Consider the following 18,025-nt stretch of genomic DNA (forward strand, 5'->3'; position numbering starts at 1 on the left):
TACCCTAGGAATGAATGGCTATTTATGCCACTTTTATAACCCCACAGCCACGCTGTCGGTGCGTTTCTCAAGCCAGCGCCCCCACGCAAAAATCGCTAGCCCGCATAGCGCCAGGCCCGTGCCCACCAGCCCCGTACTCGACCAGTTCAAACCCGCACTAATTGCCAACCCGGCAAGCCAGGCACCTAATGCATTAGCGCCATTAAACGCAGCATGGTTAAGCGAGGCCGCCATGGTTTGAGCATCCCCGGCCACATCCATTAAGCGGGTTTGTAACGAAGGGGCAAGGGCCATACAGGTACCCACAAGCCCAACGCACAGAAGCCCTGTCCATACGTTATTGGCAGCAAAGTAATAAAGCCCTTGAATCAAGGCACACCAAACCAGAATTTTTGGAATGGCCCTCATCAGGTTCTTATCCGCCATGCGACCACCGACCAGATTGCCAATAATCGACCCCACACCGAAAATCACCAGTACCAGCGGCCCCAAAGCCTCGCTCATGCCCGCCTGTTGCGTCAGGGTGGGCATCACATAACTAAAAATCGAGAACATACCGCCACAGCCGATACAGGCAATGGCAATGGTCACCAGAACGCGAGACTTGGCCAGTGCCGACAGCTCACGCAGCGGGCTTGCGAGTGCATCAAACGGCTGCACCGGCACCCACCCGCGAATTAATAGCGCGGTCATTAACGCTATAACGCCTACCCCGGAAAACGCGATTTGCCAGCCAAACTGGTTACCCGCCCAGGTACCCAGCGGCGCGCCGATTAAAATGGCCGTGGTTAAGCCCAGCATGACACGGGAAATGGCCCGGGCACGTTGATCAACCGGCACCGCCCCCGCGGCGACTAATGCCGCAACGCCGAAGTAGGCGCCATGCGGCAAACCTGCCACAAAGCGCAGCCCCACGAACGACCAGAACCCTGGTGCCATGGCACTGGCAATATTGCCGATGGCAAACACCAGCATCAACGCAATTAATAACCCCCGCTTGGGCACGCGCGCGGCCAATGCGGAAATCAACGGAGCCCCGACCACAACGCCTAACGCGTAGCTGCTGATCGCGTAGCCAACTTGCGGCACGCTAACCGCCAGGTCGCTCGCGACACGGTTCATCAGGCCCATTATGACGAATTCACTGGTGCCAATACCAAACCCACCTAGCGCCAAGGCGAATTCGGCCAAACGCGGGTTACGCGCCAGCCCTTGGGGCGACTCTTGCATTTTTTCTCCTCAGACGCGCCAAACGCCTGCTTAACAAACGGCCGTATAGTGGGGCGATGATCGCAGGATTAGACGAAAGTATAAATATGTTCAATGAAATATTAGCAGGCGAGTGTTTCACTTTAACAGACTACGCTTTGAAGCAGGCCTGCGTTAAAAGGCTTAATCCACAAAGCACCTTTAACACTCTGCATCCGTAAGGCGTATATGACCCCTGACACCATTGAACAGGCCCTAAAAACGCTCGCCAGGGCCGACACGGATATCGCCCGCGCCCTTCCATTGGTAGGGGCGCCCTCGCCACGTGTGCGTGATAAAGGCTTTGCGACGTTCTTCTCCACCATCGTCAGCCAGCAGCTTTCCACGGAAGCAGCTCGTGCGATTATGAGTCGCGTGAATATCCTGCTGCCGGAGCTTCACGCCCAAGCCGTCCTCGACACACAAGGCCAGGCACTGCGTGATGCCGGGCTCTCGTGGCGCAAAATCGAGTACGCCAAGGGGCTTGCCGAAGCAGAGCTTGCCGGCACCTTCAGTGCCGATGGGCTTGAGCATCTAAACGATGAAGACGTGATTGCCACGATTACTCAACTGCGCGGTTTTGGGCGCTGGAGTGCGGAAATCTACCTGATGTTCTCACTCAAACGCCCCGACATCTTCCCCGCCGACGACCTCGCCCTACGCGTGGCATTAGGCCGCTTAAAAGGTTTAGACGACAAACCCACGCCCAAGCAGGCACGAAAGCTTACGGAACACTGGGCGCCCTGGCGCAGCGTGGGGTCGCTATTTCTGTGGCACTACTATCGCGGCGAGCCGGTTTAAGAATAAAGCATTTAGGCGTTCAGTCCGCCAAATTTACCGGCCTGATAATCCTCGACCGCCTGCACAATTTCTTCCCGAGTATTCATCACAAACGGCCCGTGCGAGTAAACCGGCTCATCGATGACATCGCCATGACCAAACAGCAGCTGAGCGTCGCTTGCGGCTTCAATCACAATGCTTTCGCCCTCCCGGTCCAGTTCAACCAGTTGGTGGGGGTTGGTGGATTCACCACTCACCGTCACGTCGCCACTCACCACATACAGGAACACCTGCCGCCCAGCGGCAACGGGCAACTGCTCGCGCGAACCGACAGACAGCTTAAGCGTCGACATAAACACATTGGTTAACGTCTCGATAGGGCCGCTCGTATCGCCCCACTCCCCGGCGATCAGGTTCATTTCGCCACCACCTGGTAGCGCAACTGCCGGAATTGAATCCTGTTGCAGCCCCACATAGCGCGGTTCGCTCGTTTTCAGGCGCGCAGGCAAGTTGATCCACAGCTGCAAAATTTCCAGCGGACCACCGTCACGCAAAAACTCAGCGGGCGAGATTTCCGCATGCACAATACCGCTGCCCGCCGTCATCCACTGCACGCCGCCTTTACGAATCACGCTCTGGTGCTTGGCGCTATCGGCATGAGCAAGCGAGCCTTCCAGAATAAACGTTACCGTTTCAAAGCCACGATGCGGGTGCGGGCCAAACGGCAAGCCTTGATTATTGGCCGGGTAAATCTGCGGGCCGTGATGATTCAAAAACAGAAAAGGATCCAGTTGATCAAGACCCGGCCCAGGCAGCGGCCGCCGAGTGACCAGATCACCAATATCATCGCGGTGTGCCGGGTGCTGGGCGGTAACGCGGCGAACTGAGTTAACGGATGAGTCCGACATAAAATACTCCTTAACAAATTACCTTTAGCTTAAAACCTAAGCTAAAGAATGAGGAGCGAATAGTTTTCTTTGGATTGTTCAAGGAAATTGATGGGTGCTTATCTACATATCGGCTTACGCTTATATTTTCACAGGTAAAATTGCTATTGTTGAGGCCGGCCTAGTTGCCATCTTTTATTACGCCTGAGGTTAAGCCTATGACTGAGCAGAACCCAGCGGCCTTTAGCGACCTTATTAGCGCAATTACCCAGCAGATAGAACAAGCACGCGGACAGGTGCGCCAAGCCGTCAACACAGCCATGGTGCAAAGCTACTGGGAAATAGGCCGCTTGATTATCGAGCATGAGCAGCAAGGCAACAGCCGTGCGGAATACGGTAAGCAACAGTTACAGCAGCTTTCGAAACAACTAACCGAACGGCTGGGTAAGGGCTTTGATGTGCGCAACCTACGTAATATGCGCCAGTTTTATCAAAACTATCCAAAACGGAACGCAGTGCGTACCGAATTGAGCTGGACCCACTACCGCACCCTGTTACGGGTGGAAAATGCTCAAGCCCGCGACTGGTATTTGCAAGAGACCATCAACCAAAGCTGGAGCGCGAGAGCTTTAGAGCGCCAGATTAGCGCCCTCTACTACGAGCGTCTGCTAGCCAGTCAGAATAAGGCGCTGGTAGAACAGGAAGCAAAAGACAACACCCAGCCGCTGGCGGAAACCGCCAAGGACTACCTGCGCGACCCTTACATTCTGGACTTCCTTAACCTGCAGGATAAAACCTACCAGGAAAGCCAGTTGGAACAGGCCATTATCAGTAACCTTCAGCAGTTTCTGCTGGAACTAGGCAAAGGCTTTGCCTTTGTGGAGCGCCAGCAGCGCATCCGCTTTGACGACGAAGATTTCTACATCGACTTGGTATTCTATAACTTCAAGCTGAAGTGCTTTTTACTGGTAGACCTGAAGCTCGGCAAGCTAAAGCATCAGGATATCGGCCAGATGGATACCTACGTGCGCCTATATGATGAACAGCGCAAAGGCAGCGATGACAACCCCACCATCGGCTTGGTGCTATGCAGTGAGAAAAGCGAAGCCGTGGTGAAGTATTCAGTACTCGCTGACCAGAAGCAGCTGTTTGCGGCAAAGTATCTGCCGTACCTTCCCTCCGAGGAGGAGCTCAAACGTGAGCTGGAACGCGAACGAGCGCGCGCCATTGAACAGCTTCAGTAACAGACATCGAGAACGAGTGAATTAGTAGTAAAAGTACTTTTCCGATGCCAGAGAGCAGTTGCCTTCTCACGCCACTTCAAGTCAGTCTAGATAAAGCCGACCAACCAGCTCGGTGCGATTGGTAACGTCGAATTTACGATACAGGTGATCGAGATGGGTCTTGACCGTAGAGGGGGCGATACCAAGCTCACGCGCCATGGCCTTGTTGCTGAGCCCTTGGCGCAACAGCGGCAGCAGCTGCTCTTCGCGCTCGGTTAACGCCACTCGCGCATGCTCGGGCAGCGCCGGAGCGGGTTCAAAGGCGCTGGTCGAAACAGCCAGCTGGAGCATTTCCTGAAGTGATTGCAGCGTATCAAACTCCTGCGGGGTAAATCGTCCGTAGTGTGACTTTCGCAGCAGTGACATGCCTATGGCTGGGCGGCTCTGGATATAAAACAGCACTTCGGTCACGTCCACAACGTCGTGCTGACTCAGAAACGTCTGATAGCCCTCGTTGTGTTGTTTCGATTGCAGCGCCTGGGCATCACGCAGGGAAACCACCCCACCGCCGATACGCTGGCAGTAACCGGGTTGAAGCGGGTCGAGGTGACGGTAGCGACGCAGGTAGCTGTCGTGCATCTGGGTAGGGTCGCCGTGAAGCTGGAAGTCAAACGCGCTTAAGCGATCATTGATGCGATAGAACGCCGCCAGCGAGGCGGGCACGGCCCGGGTGAAGGCATTCAGACAGTGGGCACCCAGTTCCTGAGGAGTGTGCATGGCAGGCCGACTCCATGTTGGTCGATGTCTTCAACATAACGAGTCGGCCGCGTGCGGGCAACGAGAATCTGCTGCCCGTCACCCCGTCGCGCCTCAGTTGAGGGCCGTCACGCTCTCCGGCAGCAGGGCGCCACCATCAACGATAATGGTCTGCCCGGTAATGTATTTGGCCAGATCGGAGCCGAGAAACAGCATAGCGTTGGCGATATCTTCCGGTGCGCCCAAGTGACCTAGCGGAATACCGCGCTCAAGGCTCTGGCTGTGCTCGTCATCGCCGAGGTTATCCATCGCTGGCGTGCGGATCATGCCCGGCTCGACGCCGTTGATGCGAATGTTGGAGCCGCCCATTTCAAGCGCCGTGTTGCGGATGAAGCCGTTGACCGCCGCTTTAGAGGCGGCGTAATGGGTCAGGCCCGGATAGGCGACCCGATTGCCGGTAACCGACGACGTACACAGAATCACGCCCTGGCCCTTTTGCTTGAAATGCGGTAGCAGCGCCTGAGTCATCCAGAAAAGCGAATGCACGTTAACGGCAAACGTACGCTCGACCTTCTCCCGGGTGAGTTCTTCCAAGGGTGTCAGCGGGAAGTAACCTGCGTTGTGCACTAGCACATCGACCGGATCGCTGCCCTCTATCATGGCGCGGGTGGCGGCCTCGTCGGAAAGATCCACACCGTGAGCCTGAACCTGAAGCCCCTCTGCCGTCAGCTTTTCGGCCACGCGTTTGGCCTGCTCTTCGTTGATATCGGCTAGCGTGACGCGGGCTCCGGCTTGGGCAAAGCGGGTCACGATGGCTTCACCGATGCCCTGGGCACCGCCGGTGACCAGCACATGCCGGCCGCTGTAATCGATGCTGATACTCATGGACTATAACTCCAGTCATGAAAGGAAATACGGCCGGGTGGGACAGCGGCCCGGCCGTACGGCACAAGGGTCAGGCGGTCGGCGAGAGCGCCTCGAAGGCCAGCGTTGGTATGTCGACGATATGCGAGCCGCCGTCGGCCATGATCATGGCGCCGGTAATGATGGCGGAAGCCGGGCTGACCAGAAAGGCGCAGATCTCGGCGATCTCCTCGGCACAAGCCGCTCGCCGCAGCGGGACATCCCGTGTCACCCGGGCGTAGGCATCATCGAGCGACTCGTTATAGTGTGCCATCAGCGGCTGCATTTCCTCATCGGCCATCGGCGTTCGAATCCAACCCGGACAGACGCAGTTAACCCGAACGCCTTTGGGGCCGTAATCGCGGGCCAGCGAGCGGGTCAGACCCACGAGTGCGTGCTTGGCCGTGGTGTATCCACATACATCTCTGCCAGCCTGAAACGAGGCCAACGACCCCAGCAGCACCATGGTGCCCTCGCTCTCGATCAGGTGCGGCAGACACGCCCGGGCACTATAGAAGGCGGTGTCCAGATTGAGGCGCATCGCCCACTGCCAGTCCTCGTCGGACATGTCGGTGGCCGCGCCCAAGTCATGACCTCCAGCACTGCAGATCAGGCTATTAATCCGACCAAAGGTCTTGAGGATGCGCTCGCAAAATCCTTTCCATTCCGAGGCGCTGGCAGCATCACCAGAGAGTACCATTGCGCCGATCTCTTCGGCCAGCGCCTCAAGCGGCTCACGCCGGCGGCCGATCAGCACGACATTGTTACCAAGCGTGGCCTGCTGGCGCGCGCAAGCCTCTCCCACGCCGGTGCCGGCACCGGTAATGACGACAGTACGGGTCTCAGAGGTCATCAGGATACTCCGCACTTGCTAGGCGCTGGCAGTAAGACGCTACCGGGAAGTTAGCCAGCGGTGCATCTTCAGTATCACCCACACCGATAATCTTGCCATCGCTGCGATGGTTCTGCTCATCGATCATGACGATGCCGAGCGTCGGAACGATCTTTTCACGCCAGATGAACAGATAGAGTTCGTCTGCAATCTTGTAGTAATGACAAGCATCTGTATCACACAAGCTTTGTTCGACTCCTGCTAGGCAATTCCAAGTGTAGAATTTCTCATTCAGATAAATATGTTCATACACCTCGGTCGGACTGTAGCGGTAGAGGTTGCGCACACCGATCAGCTCATCCGTCGTGGCGTGGGTAGGGGCGCCGTCGGTAAAGGACTTGTTCAGTGTGCCGTGGCTGACCTCGACCTTTACATCGGTCAGGGCACGGCCGCTCAGGGCGCGCTCATACATTCCGGTCTTGATAACGTCAAACGTGGGCAGGGTGCCGATGACCTGAGTGTAGCTGTCGGTCAGCGTATCCAGCACGACGGTGTATGAGGTCGCCGGACGGGTGTTTTCATCCAGCCAGTCGAGCAGATAGATGCCCTTGCGCACAGAGGTCATGCGCACCCTGACGGCCTGGCCTTTATCGATTCGAAGCTGGTCATGCTTGATCTCGATACGGCGAATATTTCCGTCGGCGTCGTACAGTTCAATGTGTTTGCCGCTTAAATCGACCGTGTGGTCCAGCGCATATGAGTCCGGCTGAAAGCCCTTTTCAAGGCCAGCTACCGAGATCCAGTCGATGTGGGAAGGTGTCGTTGTCATATTATTATCTCCTTGAGTCTACACGAGAGTCATGTTCACCAATGGCGGTGAACGTTTTTATCGTCGGTGCATAGCCGTTGGCAGAAAATCCCCCAAATGGGGGAGATCAAGAACATCGTGAAGAAGGAGGCAGGCAGAGGAAAATGTCTGGCAGCACCGAACAAGAATGAAGACCGGTTAAGGAGCAGATTGAGTGTCAGGCTACTCGCACCAGCCACACAACAATTAAACCGGCAGGAGATGACTCATTATGCTCGACACTTCAAAGACGGGATCAGTACCCCAAACAAGTACTTCTACGCGACGGCAGATCGGCTTCAAGACCATGATTGCGATCTGTGTGGGCTGCGTAGTGGTTCAAGGCTCTATGGCATCCGCACTTATGGGATTTGGTCTCGGAGGCCTGAGTTTTCTAGCCGCCATGCTCGTTGCGGCGCTGTTTGCCGTCTGCAATGCCATGACTTTTTCGGAATTGTCACTGATGTACCCACAGGCAGGCACGCTTGCAACCTACACCCAGAAGGCCATTGGGCATTTTCCTGCCATTGTCTCGGTGTTTGCAGGCTACGTGGTAGTGGCCATATTCGCGATACCTGCCGAGCTTTTGCTCGTGGATGCCCTGCTTCAGACCCTGTTCCCGACCCTGCTTCCGTCGCATCTGATTCCGATATTACTGGTGGCAATACTGGCCATGCTCAATATTCTGGGTACGGATGTCTTCGCTAAGCTTCAGAATGTATTCACCTTTGCCATGGTCATCGCCATTTTTATCGTCGGCGCTGTTGCGCTACTTCAGCCGCCATCACCTGATATTGCCAGCGCCGCGGCAGGTATTAACTGGGGCGGCGAAGGCATTACTAACGGCAGTTTCATGGGCCTGGTTGCGCTTGCCATGTGGTTGTTCATCGGCAGTGAGTTCATTTGTCCGCTGATCAATGACATTCGTCAGCCGGAAAAACGAATCCCGCGGGCTATGTTTCTGTCGCTTGGCATCATCTTCGTGCTATTTACGATGTTCTGCCTCGGTGCGGGACATTACCTCTCCGTTGAAACCCTGACCACCTCGCCTCTACCCTATGTCAACCTCGTCGACGGCGTCTTTGGACAGGCCGGGTTGATCATTGCCACCGTAATGGGGCTGACTGCCACCTGCAGCACGGTCAATACGGTGCTGGCCGCCGTACCACGTATGCTCTCGGGGATGGCCGATAACGGCCAGGCATTCAGCATCATGGGCAAAATGCATCCGCGCTATAATACCCCTTGGGTTAGCATCCTATTTTTGGCGCTGAGCGTGATTATTCCCTTTTTGCTGATCACGCCTGATCAGATCATTATGCTGCTAATCGGTGCTGCGACCAGCTGGATTTTAGCCTACATCGTCGCGCACATTGATGTGCTCGTGCTACGCCGTCGTCGGCCGGCGCATCGTCGCCCTTATCGCACACCGTTCTACCCACTGCCGCAGATTATTGGTATCGCTGGCATGGCCTATGTGGCCGCCAACGCCTCCCCCTCACCCGACATGACCGTCATGATCTATACGCTACTGGGCGTAGTACTGGGCGTCGTCAGCTTGATCGCGATCATCTGGGTCAAGTTCAAGATGAAAAAGGGCCTATTCGAGCCGGATCTTAGCGAATAAGGCACACATCGCTCATGGCAAAACGCAGGGCGCTCCAGAAAGGGGCGCCCTACCTAGTTCAGGCGGCATCAATCACAATGTCAGCACCCTTTTCTGCCACCGCAATGGTCGGGGCATTAGTATTCCCCCCGGGCAGGGTGGGGAAAACGGAGCAGTCGATGACGCGCAGTCCTTCTACTCCATGAACCTTTAGTTCAAGACCAACCACCGAATGCTCGGCATCAGGGCCCATCCGGCAGGTGCCCACCGGGTGATAGGTCGTTTTACAGTATTGGCGGACGAAGGTCTCAAGCGCCTGCTGGTTGTCCTCCATGCTCTGCGCCATCAGATGGCGCGCCTCAGGCGGCGAAAAAACCTCATCGATCACGCTTGAAAGCGCCGGCGTATCAAGTAACGCCATTCCGGCGCGCAGCGAACGCACCTGATGTTCAAGATCCTCAGGTGCGTCAAGGAAGTTGGCGTTGATGGCCATGCGCTGCTCTTTGCCTGAACCAATCAGGCGTACCGTACCGCGCGAGACCGGCCGCAGGTGGCCAACCTTGAGCGTAATACCATGCGTCCGCCCTCGACCGATGCCGTTGGGATCGTCCCAAGTGTCGAGCACCGGCATAAAGTGAATCTGAGTGTCTGGGCGGCCTTCATTGGCAGTATCCAGAAAGGCGCCGCCCTCCAGCACGTTGGAGGTCATGAGGCCGCGACGATGCAGTAGCCATTCGACCCCGTGGCGCAACGCCTTCAAGCCAACATCTTCACCGTACAGGGAGGTCGGGTCCTTGAGCGTGGCGTTGATTGATAAGTGCAGATGGTCCTGCAGGTTGTCGCCTACCGGCAAGTCACGGAGGCACTCAATGCCCTGCTCGCTCAGGTGATCGCGAGGACCGATGCCGGAGGCCATCAAAATCTTCGGACTGCCGATTGCGCCAGCGCTAAGGATGACTTCGCGTCGTGCATGAAGGGTCATTTCGCCTTTTTTGGAATGATGGGCCTTGACGCCGATGGCCCTGCCCTTTTCGATGATCACTCTCTCGACATCGGTATCAGATAAAATGGTCAGGCGCGAATCGTGGCGCACCTCGCTCAGATAGGCCTTCGAGGTACTGTAGCGTTCGCCATTGAAAGTGGTGGTCTGGTAGTAGCCCACTCCCTCGCGGGTATTGTCGTTGAAGTCATTGACGTAGGGCAGCCCGAACTCCTGTCCGGCGCGCACGAACGCTTGCGATAACGGATGGCGATAGCGGTTTTCGCTCACTCTCAACGGTCCATCATTGCCGTGCAGGGGCCCGGCCAGCGACTCGTTGCCCTCACTTCGAATGAAGTATGCCAGCAGATCGTCATAGCCCCAGCCGGTGCAGCCGTGGTCGTTTGCCCAGCCATCATAGTCGGTACGATGCCCGCGAATATAGATCATGCCATTGACCGAGCTGCTGCCGCCGATCAGTCGCCCTTGGGCGATGGACATGGCGCGGTTATTAGTCGCGCCGTGCGGGGTGGTCATGTAGGGCCAAGTCCGGGTCGGAATCACCTTGCCGACCGCGGCAGGCATACGAATAAGAAGGCTTGCGTCCGACCCACCAGCCTCAATGAGCAGCACAGAAACATCCAGCGCCTGAATCAAGCGATGCGCGATAACGCAGCCAGCCGAGCCAGCGCCGACGATGATGTAGTCGTAGTGGTGGTGTCGCATTTTGTCTCCTTGACGAACGAGAGCGCCCGTGGCGCATCAAGGAAAGCGTAAGAGCCGGATTAGGTCATCAATTGACTACATGTGCCAGGTTGTTGACTGTGCCTGCCTCATAGAATTTATTCTTTTTATATCAGCAATTTAAATAAAAATACTTTAGTAGAATACCGTTGCTTATGGGCGCAGCGAGGCATTAATTATGTGGTTCCATTCGCTGCCACACCAATGCGATCAACCAGCGCTAACGCTTCTTGACGGTAGGCATCTGAGTAACGGGTATCCGTTTTTTCTTCATTGATGCTGTCAACCTTGCCATGGTTCATTTCATCGTAGCGTATTACGTTTTTTTAGGTCTCTACTTATCGCCCCGGTTATAAGGGAGGAGATTGCCTAATCAATATTAGCCAGGAGCCTCATCAAGTTTATGATGTTAAGTGGTTACGCAAAAGTTATTGAGTAATCAGTGCCGTAACCATTGCATACGTTTTTGACCGCGTCACAAAGCTTATCGAACGAACTGTAGGCTGTTAACGGTAGCCACCGGTATTTGATTTCGCGCCAAAGGATTTCGATCAGGTTCAGCTCCGGCGAATACGGCGACAAATAGACCAAGTGAATGCGATGTGCCATCCAATCAAGAAGTTTGCGCTGAAATGCCCTGGAACGGTGCATTCTGGCATTATCCAGTATCACGACGGTGAAGGAGTCAGGGTCTTTATGTGCCGCAAACTGATCAAAGGCTTCTATAACGGTCTCAGTGGTCACAGAGTCGGTGGTCATGTGGTGAAAAAACTCACCTTTTCTGGTGAGAAAACCCAGTACATTCAGCCGTTTGCTATGTGGGTAGGCAGTGACTTCCCAAGGCTTGGCTATCGGGCTCCATGCATAAGGTAGTGACGATGATTGCGAGAAACCGGCCTCATCAAAGAAATAGAGATCGCACTTACCATCATCTTCCCACTCCTTCAATACATTGATCATCTCTTGCGTATGGCGGAAATCTGTTTCGTCACGCGGTGCCCTCAATGAGCGGCGTATCCGCTTACAGCTATAGCCTTTTTTTTAACGCGCGCCGCAACGTGTCCTGGCTGACGACGTTACCTGTCTTCTCTTGAAACCTGGCATGGAGGACAGGCAGTTGATGGGGATACTCTTCAACCAATTGCTCTAACACAGCAAGATCACTCTCGCTGAGAAGATGGGGGCGTCCTTCGCGAGGCTTGTCTTGAAGACCTTCAATACCGTCTGCTTCCCATTGGGATAACCACGTCGATACCGTATCGCGCTTAACCCCGATAATATCGCGAACCTGGTTAATCGTATGGCCTTTGTGGTTGAGCAGAATGGCGTGAGCCCGACGACGTAACGCTCTCTTTTCGCCGTACTGGTAGGCTTCATTTAAGAGACGTTGCTGGTCAGGTGTTAAAGAAACGAAACGTAAGCGCCGAGACATGGTTCTGTGTTTTACTCTGTTGGGTCTTTGTTCTTTATACACTATAATTTATGCATAATCACTTAGTTTCGGGGAAAATCCCCGCTGTGCATGCTAAAAGAGCGGCATAATATAGAGTGTCTTATTGGGTGAGTAGTACCACTCTAAGGGTAAGATCAATTAATAGAACCTACGTTATGCAGTTACTCGATTATAGGTTGCAATACAAGAAGCAACTCTTTTCACAAGGTGAAACCAGAAGTTGCAGAACTAGCCCCTCTGAGTAGAAAGTAAGATTCTAAAAATTCCATACTTTTCTTTTCAGCAGGCTTATCATGACTACCCAGCCTAATATTCTATTTATCATGGCCGACCAGCTGCGTGCCGATTATCTGGCCTGCAATGGGCACCCCCATATCCGCACACCTAATATTGATGCACTGGCCGCTAAAGGCGTCAATTTTGCTAACGCTTATTGTCAGGCGCCGGTATGTGGGCCGTCCAGAATGTCGTTTTATACGGGGCGATACGCGGCAAGTCATGGTGCAAGCTATAACAATGTGCCGCTACGCGTTGATGAACGTACGCTAGGTGACTACCTTCGCCCGCAAGGGTACCGAACGGCCCTCGTTGGTAAAACACATATGCGGCGAGATGTTGAAGGCATGGCGCGCCTGGGGCTTGATCCCGACTCCTCACTCGGGGTGTTGATTAGTGAGTGCGGTTTCGAGCCCTTCGAACGCGATGATGGCTTGCATCCGGATCAATCCGCTAATCCAGATCTTCGCTACAATCAGTACCTGCGTAGTAAAGGCTACAATAGCCAAAACCCATGGCACGACTATGCCAATTCTGCAGAGGATGAGAGTGGTGATCCGCTAAGTGGTTGGTATATGCGTAATAGCCATCTCCCTGCGCGAGTAAGAGAAGAGGATTCCGAGACCGCTTATACCACCAATCGCGCCATGGATTTCATCCAGGAAGCCAGCGGTACTCCCTGGTGTCTGCATTTGAGCTATATCAAGCCGCATTGGCCCTACATGGCGCCTGCGCCCTACCACAATATGTATGGCAAAGAGGACATCGTGCCTGCCATTCGTTCTGACAAGGAGCGACGTGATACTCATCCAGTGCTCAATGCTTTTATGCAGCATTCTGAGTCGATCGAATTTTCCAAGGAGGAAGTGCGCGAGCGCGTTATTCCTACCTATATGGGCATGATCACTCAATTAGATGACCATATCGGCCGCCTGGTAGGATTTCTCGAAGAGCGCGGCGAGCTGGAGAATACCGTGATCGTTCTTACTTCCGATCACGGTGATTATCTGGGCGATCACTGGCTGGGCGAGAAGGAGTTGTTCCACGAACCCAGTGCCAAAATCCCGATGATCATATTCGATCCACGCTCTCAGGCCGAGGCCACTCGCGGAACCCGTTTCGATAATCTGGTAGAAGCGATCGATCTGGTGCCTACGTTTATAGACGTTGCAGGCGGCAACAGCCAAATGCTGGATTACCGCCTCGAAGGGCGCTCACTACAGCCGTTAGTTCATAATGAAAAGCCCTCACAGTGGAGAAACTATGCGTTTAGCGAGTCCGACTATGCATGGCGGCCAGCACGCCAAGCGCTTAATTTGTCCGTTGAACAGGCCAAGGCCTATATGATCACTGACGGGCATTGGAAATACATCCACTATGAGCATCAGCGCCCACAGCTTTTTGATTTGAAGACGGACCCAGGCGAGCTCAACGATCTTGTTCCAGGCAATAACCATGCGGATGTATGTAGCAAGTTGGAAAAGGCGCTCGCGGAGTGGTGTTTTTCACGCAAACTAAGGGTGACGATGAGTAACCAACTGATTGAGGCCAACACCGGCATGGCGCACAAGCGTGGCTATTTATTCGGCGTTTGGTGAGCCATTGATACTGGTGGCAATGAGCGATAACTCCACTTGAGACCGCTAAAAAACGATACCCGGCGGTCAAGTGCAAAACAGGAAAGCAGCCACAGTTATACATTATGTGATCGAGTGCAGATGCTTATAAAGAGCACTCTGCTCTCGATTAGTGCTTAATTAATAAATGTATAATACTTTAATTCCGAAAAATTTATATATTATTTAATGTTTTGGCTCGTTAAATTATAAGCCCGTAAAACACCCCAGCATTAAATCTAAAATAGCTTTAACTATTACCGTATTGCTATTGACCAACTATTTATACACACTCCGAGGCTGCCTCGCATGGCATTTAAACCATCACATGGTCTACCCTTTTTAACCTGGAGCCGTACTCTAAATCGAAAAACCCTTTATGCCGATTTAATGGCGGGTCTCACGGGAGCCATTCTGGTTCTTCCTCAAGGCGTCGCCTACGCATTTATTGCAGGTCTTCCTCCGGAGTTCGGCCTCTACTCGGCGATTATTGCGGCGACTGTAGCAGCCCTTTTCGGCAGCTCCTGGCATATGATTTCCGGGCCTACTGCTGCGATTTCCATCGTGTTGGCGAGCGTCGTAGGGAGTTTAGGCGCATTAACGAGCGCTGAATATCTTGCGATAGCTTTAACCGTTACGCTTTTGGTCGGCATCATTCAGTTGGCCATGGGGATGTTACGTCTAGGTAGCCTGGTCAGCTTCATTTCTCATACCGTCATCATTGGATTTACCGCTGGCGCGGCCATTCTCATTGCTATCAGCCAACTTCCTAACCTGCTTGGTATTACCCTTACCGATGGAGCGGCAGGGCTACTGAATTTGGCGGCGATAGTCCGAACACTGCCTGATATCAATACGTTTGCCTTGGCAGTTGGCGCCGTATCACTGGTCGTATCGCTAGTGGCACGACGCCTTCACCGCCGCTCGCCCCATCTTCTGCTAGGGCTTGTCGCCGGAAGCCTGGCCTGCTGGTTAATGGACGGAGCCGCCCATGGCGTTGCCATGGTAGGGGCGCTTCCCGGAACCCTGCCGCCGTTTTCGCTACCTCAGCTATCACTGGATAACCTGTATACGCTGACTTCCGGCGCCTTTGCTATTGCGCTTTTAGGCTTAATCGAGGCCGTTGCCATCGCGCGTGCTATCGCTTTACGCTCACGTCAGACCATCGATGGTAATCAGGAGTTTATTGGTCAGGGGCTGTCCAATATCGTAGGCAGTTTCTTTTCCTGTTATGCCAGCTCAGGCTCTTTCACTCGTTCCGGAGCCAATTACGATGCCGGTGCCCGTACGCCGATGGCCGCGATTTTTGCCGCTGGCTTGCTGGCCTTGATTCTCTTGTTTGCGCCAAGCATTACTGTCTATCTACCGTTACCCGCCATGGCAGGTGGCATCATGTTGATTGCCTGGAATCTAATCGACTTTCATCATATCGGTCAGTTAATTCGCCACAATCGCCAGGAAACGATCATACTGATAGTAACGATATCCGCCACGCTATTCGTAGCATTGGAGTTCGCCATTTATGCCGGGGTACTGCTTTCCCTCGCGCTTTATCTAAAGCGTACTTCAAGGCCAACAGTGATGGAGGTGGCGCCGCTTCAGGATCACCCTCGGCACCATATTCGCAATGTACATCGCTACGCTCTGGAACAGTGCCCTCAACTGAAAATACTGCGTATCGATGGGTCTCTCTTTTTCGGCGCGACTGACCACGTTCAGCAACGTTTGCGTGTATTTAGCTCGTCACCCGGCGTGAAGGTATTGATCATTGCAAAGGGAGTCAATTTTATTGATACCGCGGGTATTGAAATGCTGCTTCAGGAAGCACGCAGATTGCGCGATCAAGGCGGCGATTTAATGATCAGCTCACTTAAAGGCACCGTTCTCGATGAGCTGGATCGGCGAGGTGATTTAATACGTTTTGAAGAAATAAATTTGTTTGAAACCCCCAAAGGCGCAATCGAGGCGACTGTTAAATTGCTCTCTCCTGACATTTGCTATACTTGTGATAAAAGAATTTTTGCAGAATGCGGCCCAAATTATAAAGAGAGCAATCTCATTGCGCGGCAGGTTTAAATACTCCTGACCTTATATGGCCGCTCCTTTAAAGACCCGCGACAGCGTGGAGCCAGTAGGCACTCAACGTGATATCTGGCCACGCAAGATGCCCACTCCAGCACCGCTAGACGTTTATATCTAAACGTGATCGAAAGCGGGTCAGTGCGACCTCCGATCCAACTGATTTTACACTGTGAAATATGAGCTTGCCTTTCTAGCTATTTAAGCCCTATCTTGTCGTTTATTAACATAGTCATAATATTTTATATGCAATAAATACAAAAACTTAAAAGGAAGTGTCATGCCAGTCTCCGCTAACATACGTGCTTTGATACCCATAGCTATTACCGTACTCATGTATATGATAGGAACACTCCTGGTTGTTGAATCGCTCTATACGGCTAGATTCGGTGTGCTTGATGATGCGCTTGTACGTGTTGGCAGCTTCACGCTAGGTGCACTCTTTTTACTCGTGAGCTCTCTCCGCCAAAGCAGTACTTTATGGCATCGCTGGGTAGATATTGCACTTATCGTATTAATTGTTGTTGCGGCTTGGCGTTACTCCATTATTTCGGGTTATCTCGAGACAGGGCTTTATCTTCTTCAACCGCTGGACCTCTGGTGCGGCTTGGCAGGTGTGCTGGCTTTACTGGAACTCACTCGGCGGGTTATCGGCCTGCCTTTGGTGCTGGTTGCTTTATGTGCCACCACTTACGCTTATTTTGGCGACCTGCTTCCTGGGATCTTTAGCCATGCAGGCGTCTCCTACAGTGAGCTGATTCAAACATTTTGGTATAGCTTTGACGGCGTTTTTGGTCAGCCGCTAGCCGTGGTTGCCAGCACTATTTTAATTTTTATCATTTTTGGGGCCGTGCTTGAGTCTTTGGGTATAGGTCAGGTTCTCCTCAATCTGTCCCTCCGTACACTGGGAAGATTTCGGGGTGGGGCTGCTTATGCTGCCGTCATGGCAAGTGGCCTATTCGGAACGGTTTCAGGCAGCGTTGTCGCCAATGTCGTAGGCACTGGTGTAGTCACCATGCCCATGATCAAAAAAAGTGGTTTCAGTGCCAGGTTCGCAGGAGCGGTAGAAGCGGCTGCCTCTAGTGGTGGTCAAATCATGCCACCCATTATGGGGGCCGTCGCATTCATAATGGCTGATATGACCGGCATTCCTTATCTACAAATTTGCTTGGCCGCATTGATTCCTGCTCTGCTCTTTTATGCGAGCTTATTTTTAAGCGTTGGTGCCGAAGCTCGCCGAGTTGGCATTACGGCGCCGGACCGTCGAACGCTACCCACCCTTAGCCGGCAAGACTGGCTATTACTTTCGGCTTTTGTACTCCCGCTCATACTCATCGTTGTACTAATGATGCAGGGGCGCTCTCCTGCTACAGCGGGGCTTTGGGCTACTTTAGCCGCGTTGGTATTAGGGCTAATATTTAATCCGCAAGCACGCACCTTTAAAGTGCTTAAGGAAATTGTGAGTGGAAGTGCAAGTTCTGGCAGCACCATTCTTATTGCCGTGGGCGCTGTAGGCATCATTATTGCTGTAATGAACCTTACAGGCCTTGGCCTACGCTTCGCTTCCTCTATTCAAGCGGTGGCCGATGGATCTCTCATTCTATCGCTCGTACTAATGGCACTGGCATGTCTGGTATTAGGAATGGGAATGCCCACAGTTCCAGCGTACTTGATCATCATTCTGATCATGGGCCCGGCTGTTGAAGCATTAGGGATACCTGATCTTGCCCAGTAACGATGGACACCTCAAGAATGTAATACACTGCAACGAGGTGAACCATGGCAAGATCGACGAC

Annotated in this window: 15 protein-coding genes; 6 read left to right on the forward strand and 9 right to left on the reverse strand. The window is 53.5% G+C overall.

What is annotated here, in order from left to right; translation table 11 throughout:
* Positions 1-33: 33 nt before the first annotated feature.
* Positions 34-1,230, reverse strand: a complete 1,197-nt coding sequence (locus INT20_RS16140) for an MFS transporter (RefSeq protein WP_193057299.1) — start codon at positions 1,228-1,230, stop codon at positions 34-36.
* A gap of 207 nt (positions 1,231-1,437) precedes the next feature.
* On the opposite strand from INT20_RS16140, the gene INT20_RS16145 reads away from it, so the two are divergent.
* Entirely contained in the window at positions 1,438-2,049 is a 612-nt protein-coding gene (locus tag INT20_RS16145; protein WP_193057300.1) for a DNA-3-methyladenine glycosylase family protein, read from the forward strand.
* Between the two features lie 11 nt (positions 2,050-2,060).
* Here INT20_RS16145 and INT20_RS16150 read toward each other — a convergent pair whose 3' ends face one another.
* Positions 2,061-2,936, reverse strand: coding sequence for a pirin family protein (locus tag INT20_RS16150; protein WP_193057301.1), 876 nt, complete (start codon positions 2,934-2,936; stop codon positions 2,061-2,063).
* Positions 2,937-3,133: 197 nt separating this feature from the next.
* On the opposite strand from INT20_RS16150, the gene INT20_RS16155 reads away from it, so the two are divergent.
* Positions 3,134-4,159, forward strand: coding sequence for a PDDEXK nuclease domain-containing protein (locus INT20_RS16155; protein ID WP_193057302.1), 1,026 nt, complete (start codon positions 3,134-3,136; stop codon positions 4,157-4,159).
* Between the two features lie 81 nt (positions 4,160-4,240).
* Here INT20_RS16155 and INT20_RS16160 read toward each other — a convergent pair whose 3' ends face one another.
* The 4 genes from INT20_RS16160 to INT20_RS16175 all read right to left on the reverse strand — a co-directional run bounded on the left by INT20_RS16160 (position 4,241) and on the right by INT20_RS16175 (position 7,458).
* Complete coding sequence (locus INT20_RS16160; protein WP_193057303.1) at positions 4,241-4,915, reverse strand: helix-turn-helix transcriptional regulator; 675 nt, start codon at positions 4,913-4,915, stop codon at positions 4,241-4,243.
* A gap of 93 nt (positions 4,916-5,008) precedes the next feature.
* The gene (locus tag INT20_RS16165) at positions 5,009-5,779 is read right to left on the reverse strand and encodes an SDR family oxidoreductase (RefSeq protein WP_193057304.1); all 771 of its coding nucleotides are present in this window, start codon (positions 5,777-5,779) and stop codon (positions 5,009-5,011) included.
* A 70-nt stretch (positions 5,780-5,849) separates the two neighbouring features.
* The gene (locus INT20_RS16170) at positions 5,850-6,650 is read right to left on the reverse strand and encodes an SDR family NAD(P)-dependent oxidoreductase (protein WP_193057305.1); all 801 of its coding nucleotides are present in this window, start codon (positions 6,648-6,650) and stop codon (positions 5,850-5,852) included.
* Entirely contained in the window at positions 6,640-7,458 is an 819-nt protein-coding gene (locus INT20_RS16175; protein ID WP_193057306.1) for a MoaF C-terminal domain-containing protein, read from the reverse strand. Before INT20_RS16175 ends, INT20_RS16170 begins: the two co-directional genes overlap by 11 nt.
* A 250-nt stretch (positions 7,459-7,708) precedes the next feature.
* On the opposite strand from INT20_RS16175, the gene INT20_RS16180 reads away from it, so the two are divergent.
* Positions 7,709-9,103, forward strand: coding sequence for an APC family permease (locus INT20_RS16180; protein ID WP_193057307.1), 1,395 nt, complete (start codon positions 7,709-7,711; stop codon positions 9,101-9,103).
* Positions 9,104-9,161: 58 nt separating this feature from the next.
* Here INT20_RS16180 and INT20_RS16185 read toward each other — a convergent pair whose 3' ends face one another.
* The 3 genes from INT20_RS16185 to INT20_RS16190 form a co-directional block, all read right to left on the reverse strand.
* The gene (locus INT20_RS16185; RefSeq protein WP_193057308.1) at positions 9,162-10,787 is read right to left on the reverse strand and encodes a GMC family oxidoreductase; all 1,626 of its coding nucleotides are present in this window, start codon (positions 10,785-10,787) and stop codon (positions 9,162-9,164) included.
* Positions 10,788-10,981: 194 nt separating this feature from the next.
* The gene (locus INT20_RS18255; RefSeq protein ID WP_264299236.1) at positions 10,982-11,107 is read right to left on the reverse strand and encodes a hypothetical protein; all 126 of its coding nucleotides are present in this window, start codon (positions 11,105-11,107) and stop codon (positions 10,982-10,984) included.
* A gap of 115 nt (positions 11,108-11,222) precedes the next feature.
* A protein-coding gene (locus tag INT20_RS16190; protein ID WP_193057311.1) for an IS630 family transposase occupies positions 11,223-12,237 on the reverse strand; the annotation gives its coding sequence in 2 pieces (ribosomal slippage) (positions 11,223-11,838 and positions 11,837-12,237; 1,017 coding nt in all).
* 314 nt (positions 12,238-12,551) lie between these two features.
* Between INT20_RS16190 and INT20_RS16195 the strand changes: the two genes are divergently transcribed.
* The 3 genes from INT20_RS16195 (at position 12,552) to INT20_RS16205 (ending at position 17,964) form a co-directional block, all read left to right on the forward strand.
* Complete coding sequence (locus INT20_RS16195) at positions 12,552-14,132, forward strand: sulfatase-like hydrolase/transferase (RefSeq protein WP_193057309.1); 1,581 nt, start codon at positions 12,552-12,554, stop codon at positions 14,130-14,132.
* Positions 14,133-14,459: 327 nt separating this feature from the next.
* Entirely contained in the window at positions 14,460-16,226 is a 1,767-nt protein-coding gene (locus tag INT20_RS16200; protein ID WP_193057310.1) for a SulP family inorganic anion transporter, read from the forward strand.
* A gap of 283 nt (positions 16,227-16,509) precedes the next feature.
* Positions 16,510-17,964, forward strand: coding sequence for a TRAP transporter permease (locus tag INT20_RS16205; protein WP_226912219.1), 1,455 nt, complete (start codon positions 16,510-16,512; stop codon positions 17,962-17,964).
* The last annotated feature ends 61 nt before the right edge of the window (positions 17,965-18,025 follow it).

The sequence above is a fragment of the Halomonas citrativorans genome (genome assembly GCF_014898005.1).
Taxonomy (GTDB): Bacteria; Pseudomonadota; Gammaproteobacteria; order Pseudomonadales; family Halomonadaceae; genus Vreelandella; species Vreelandella citrativorans.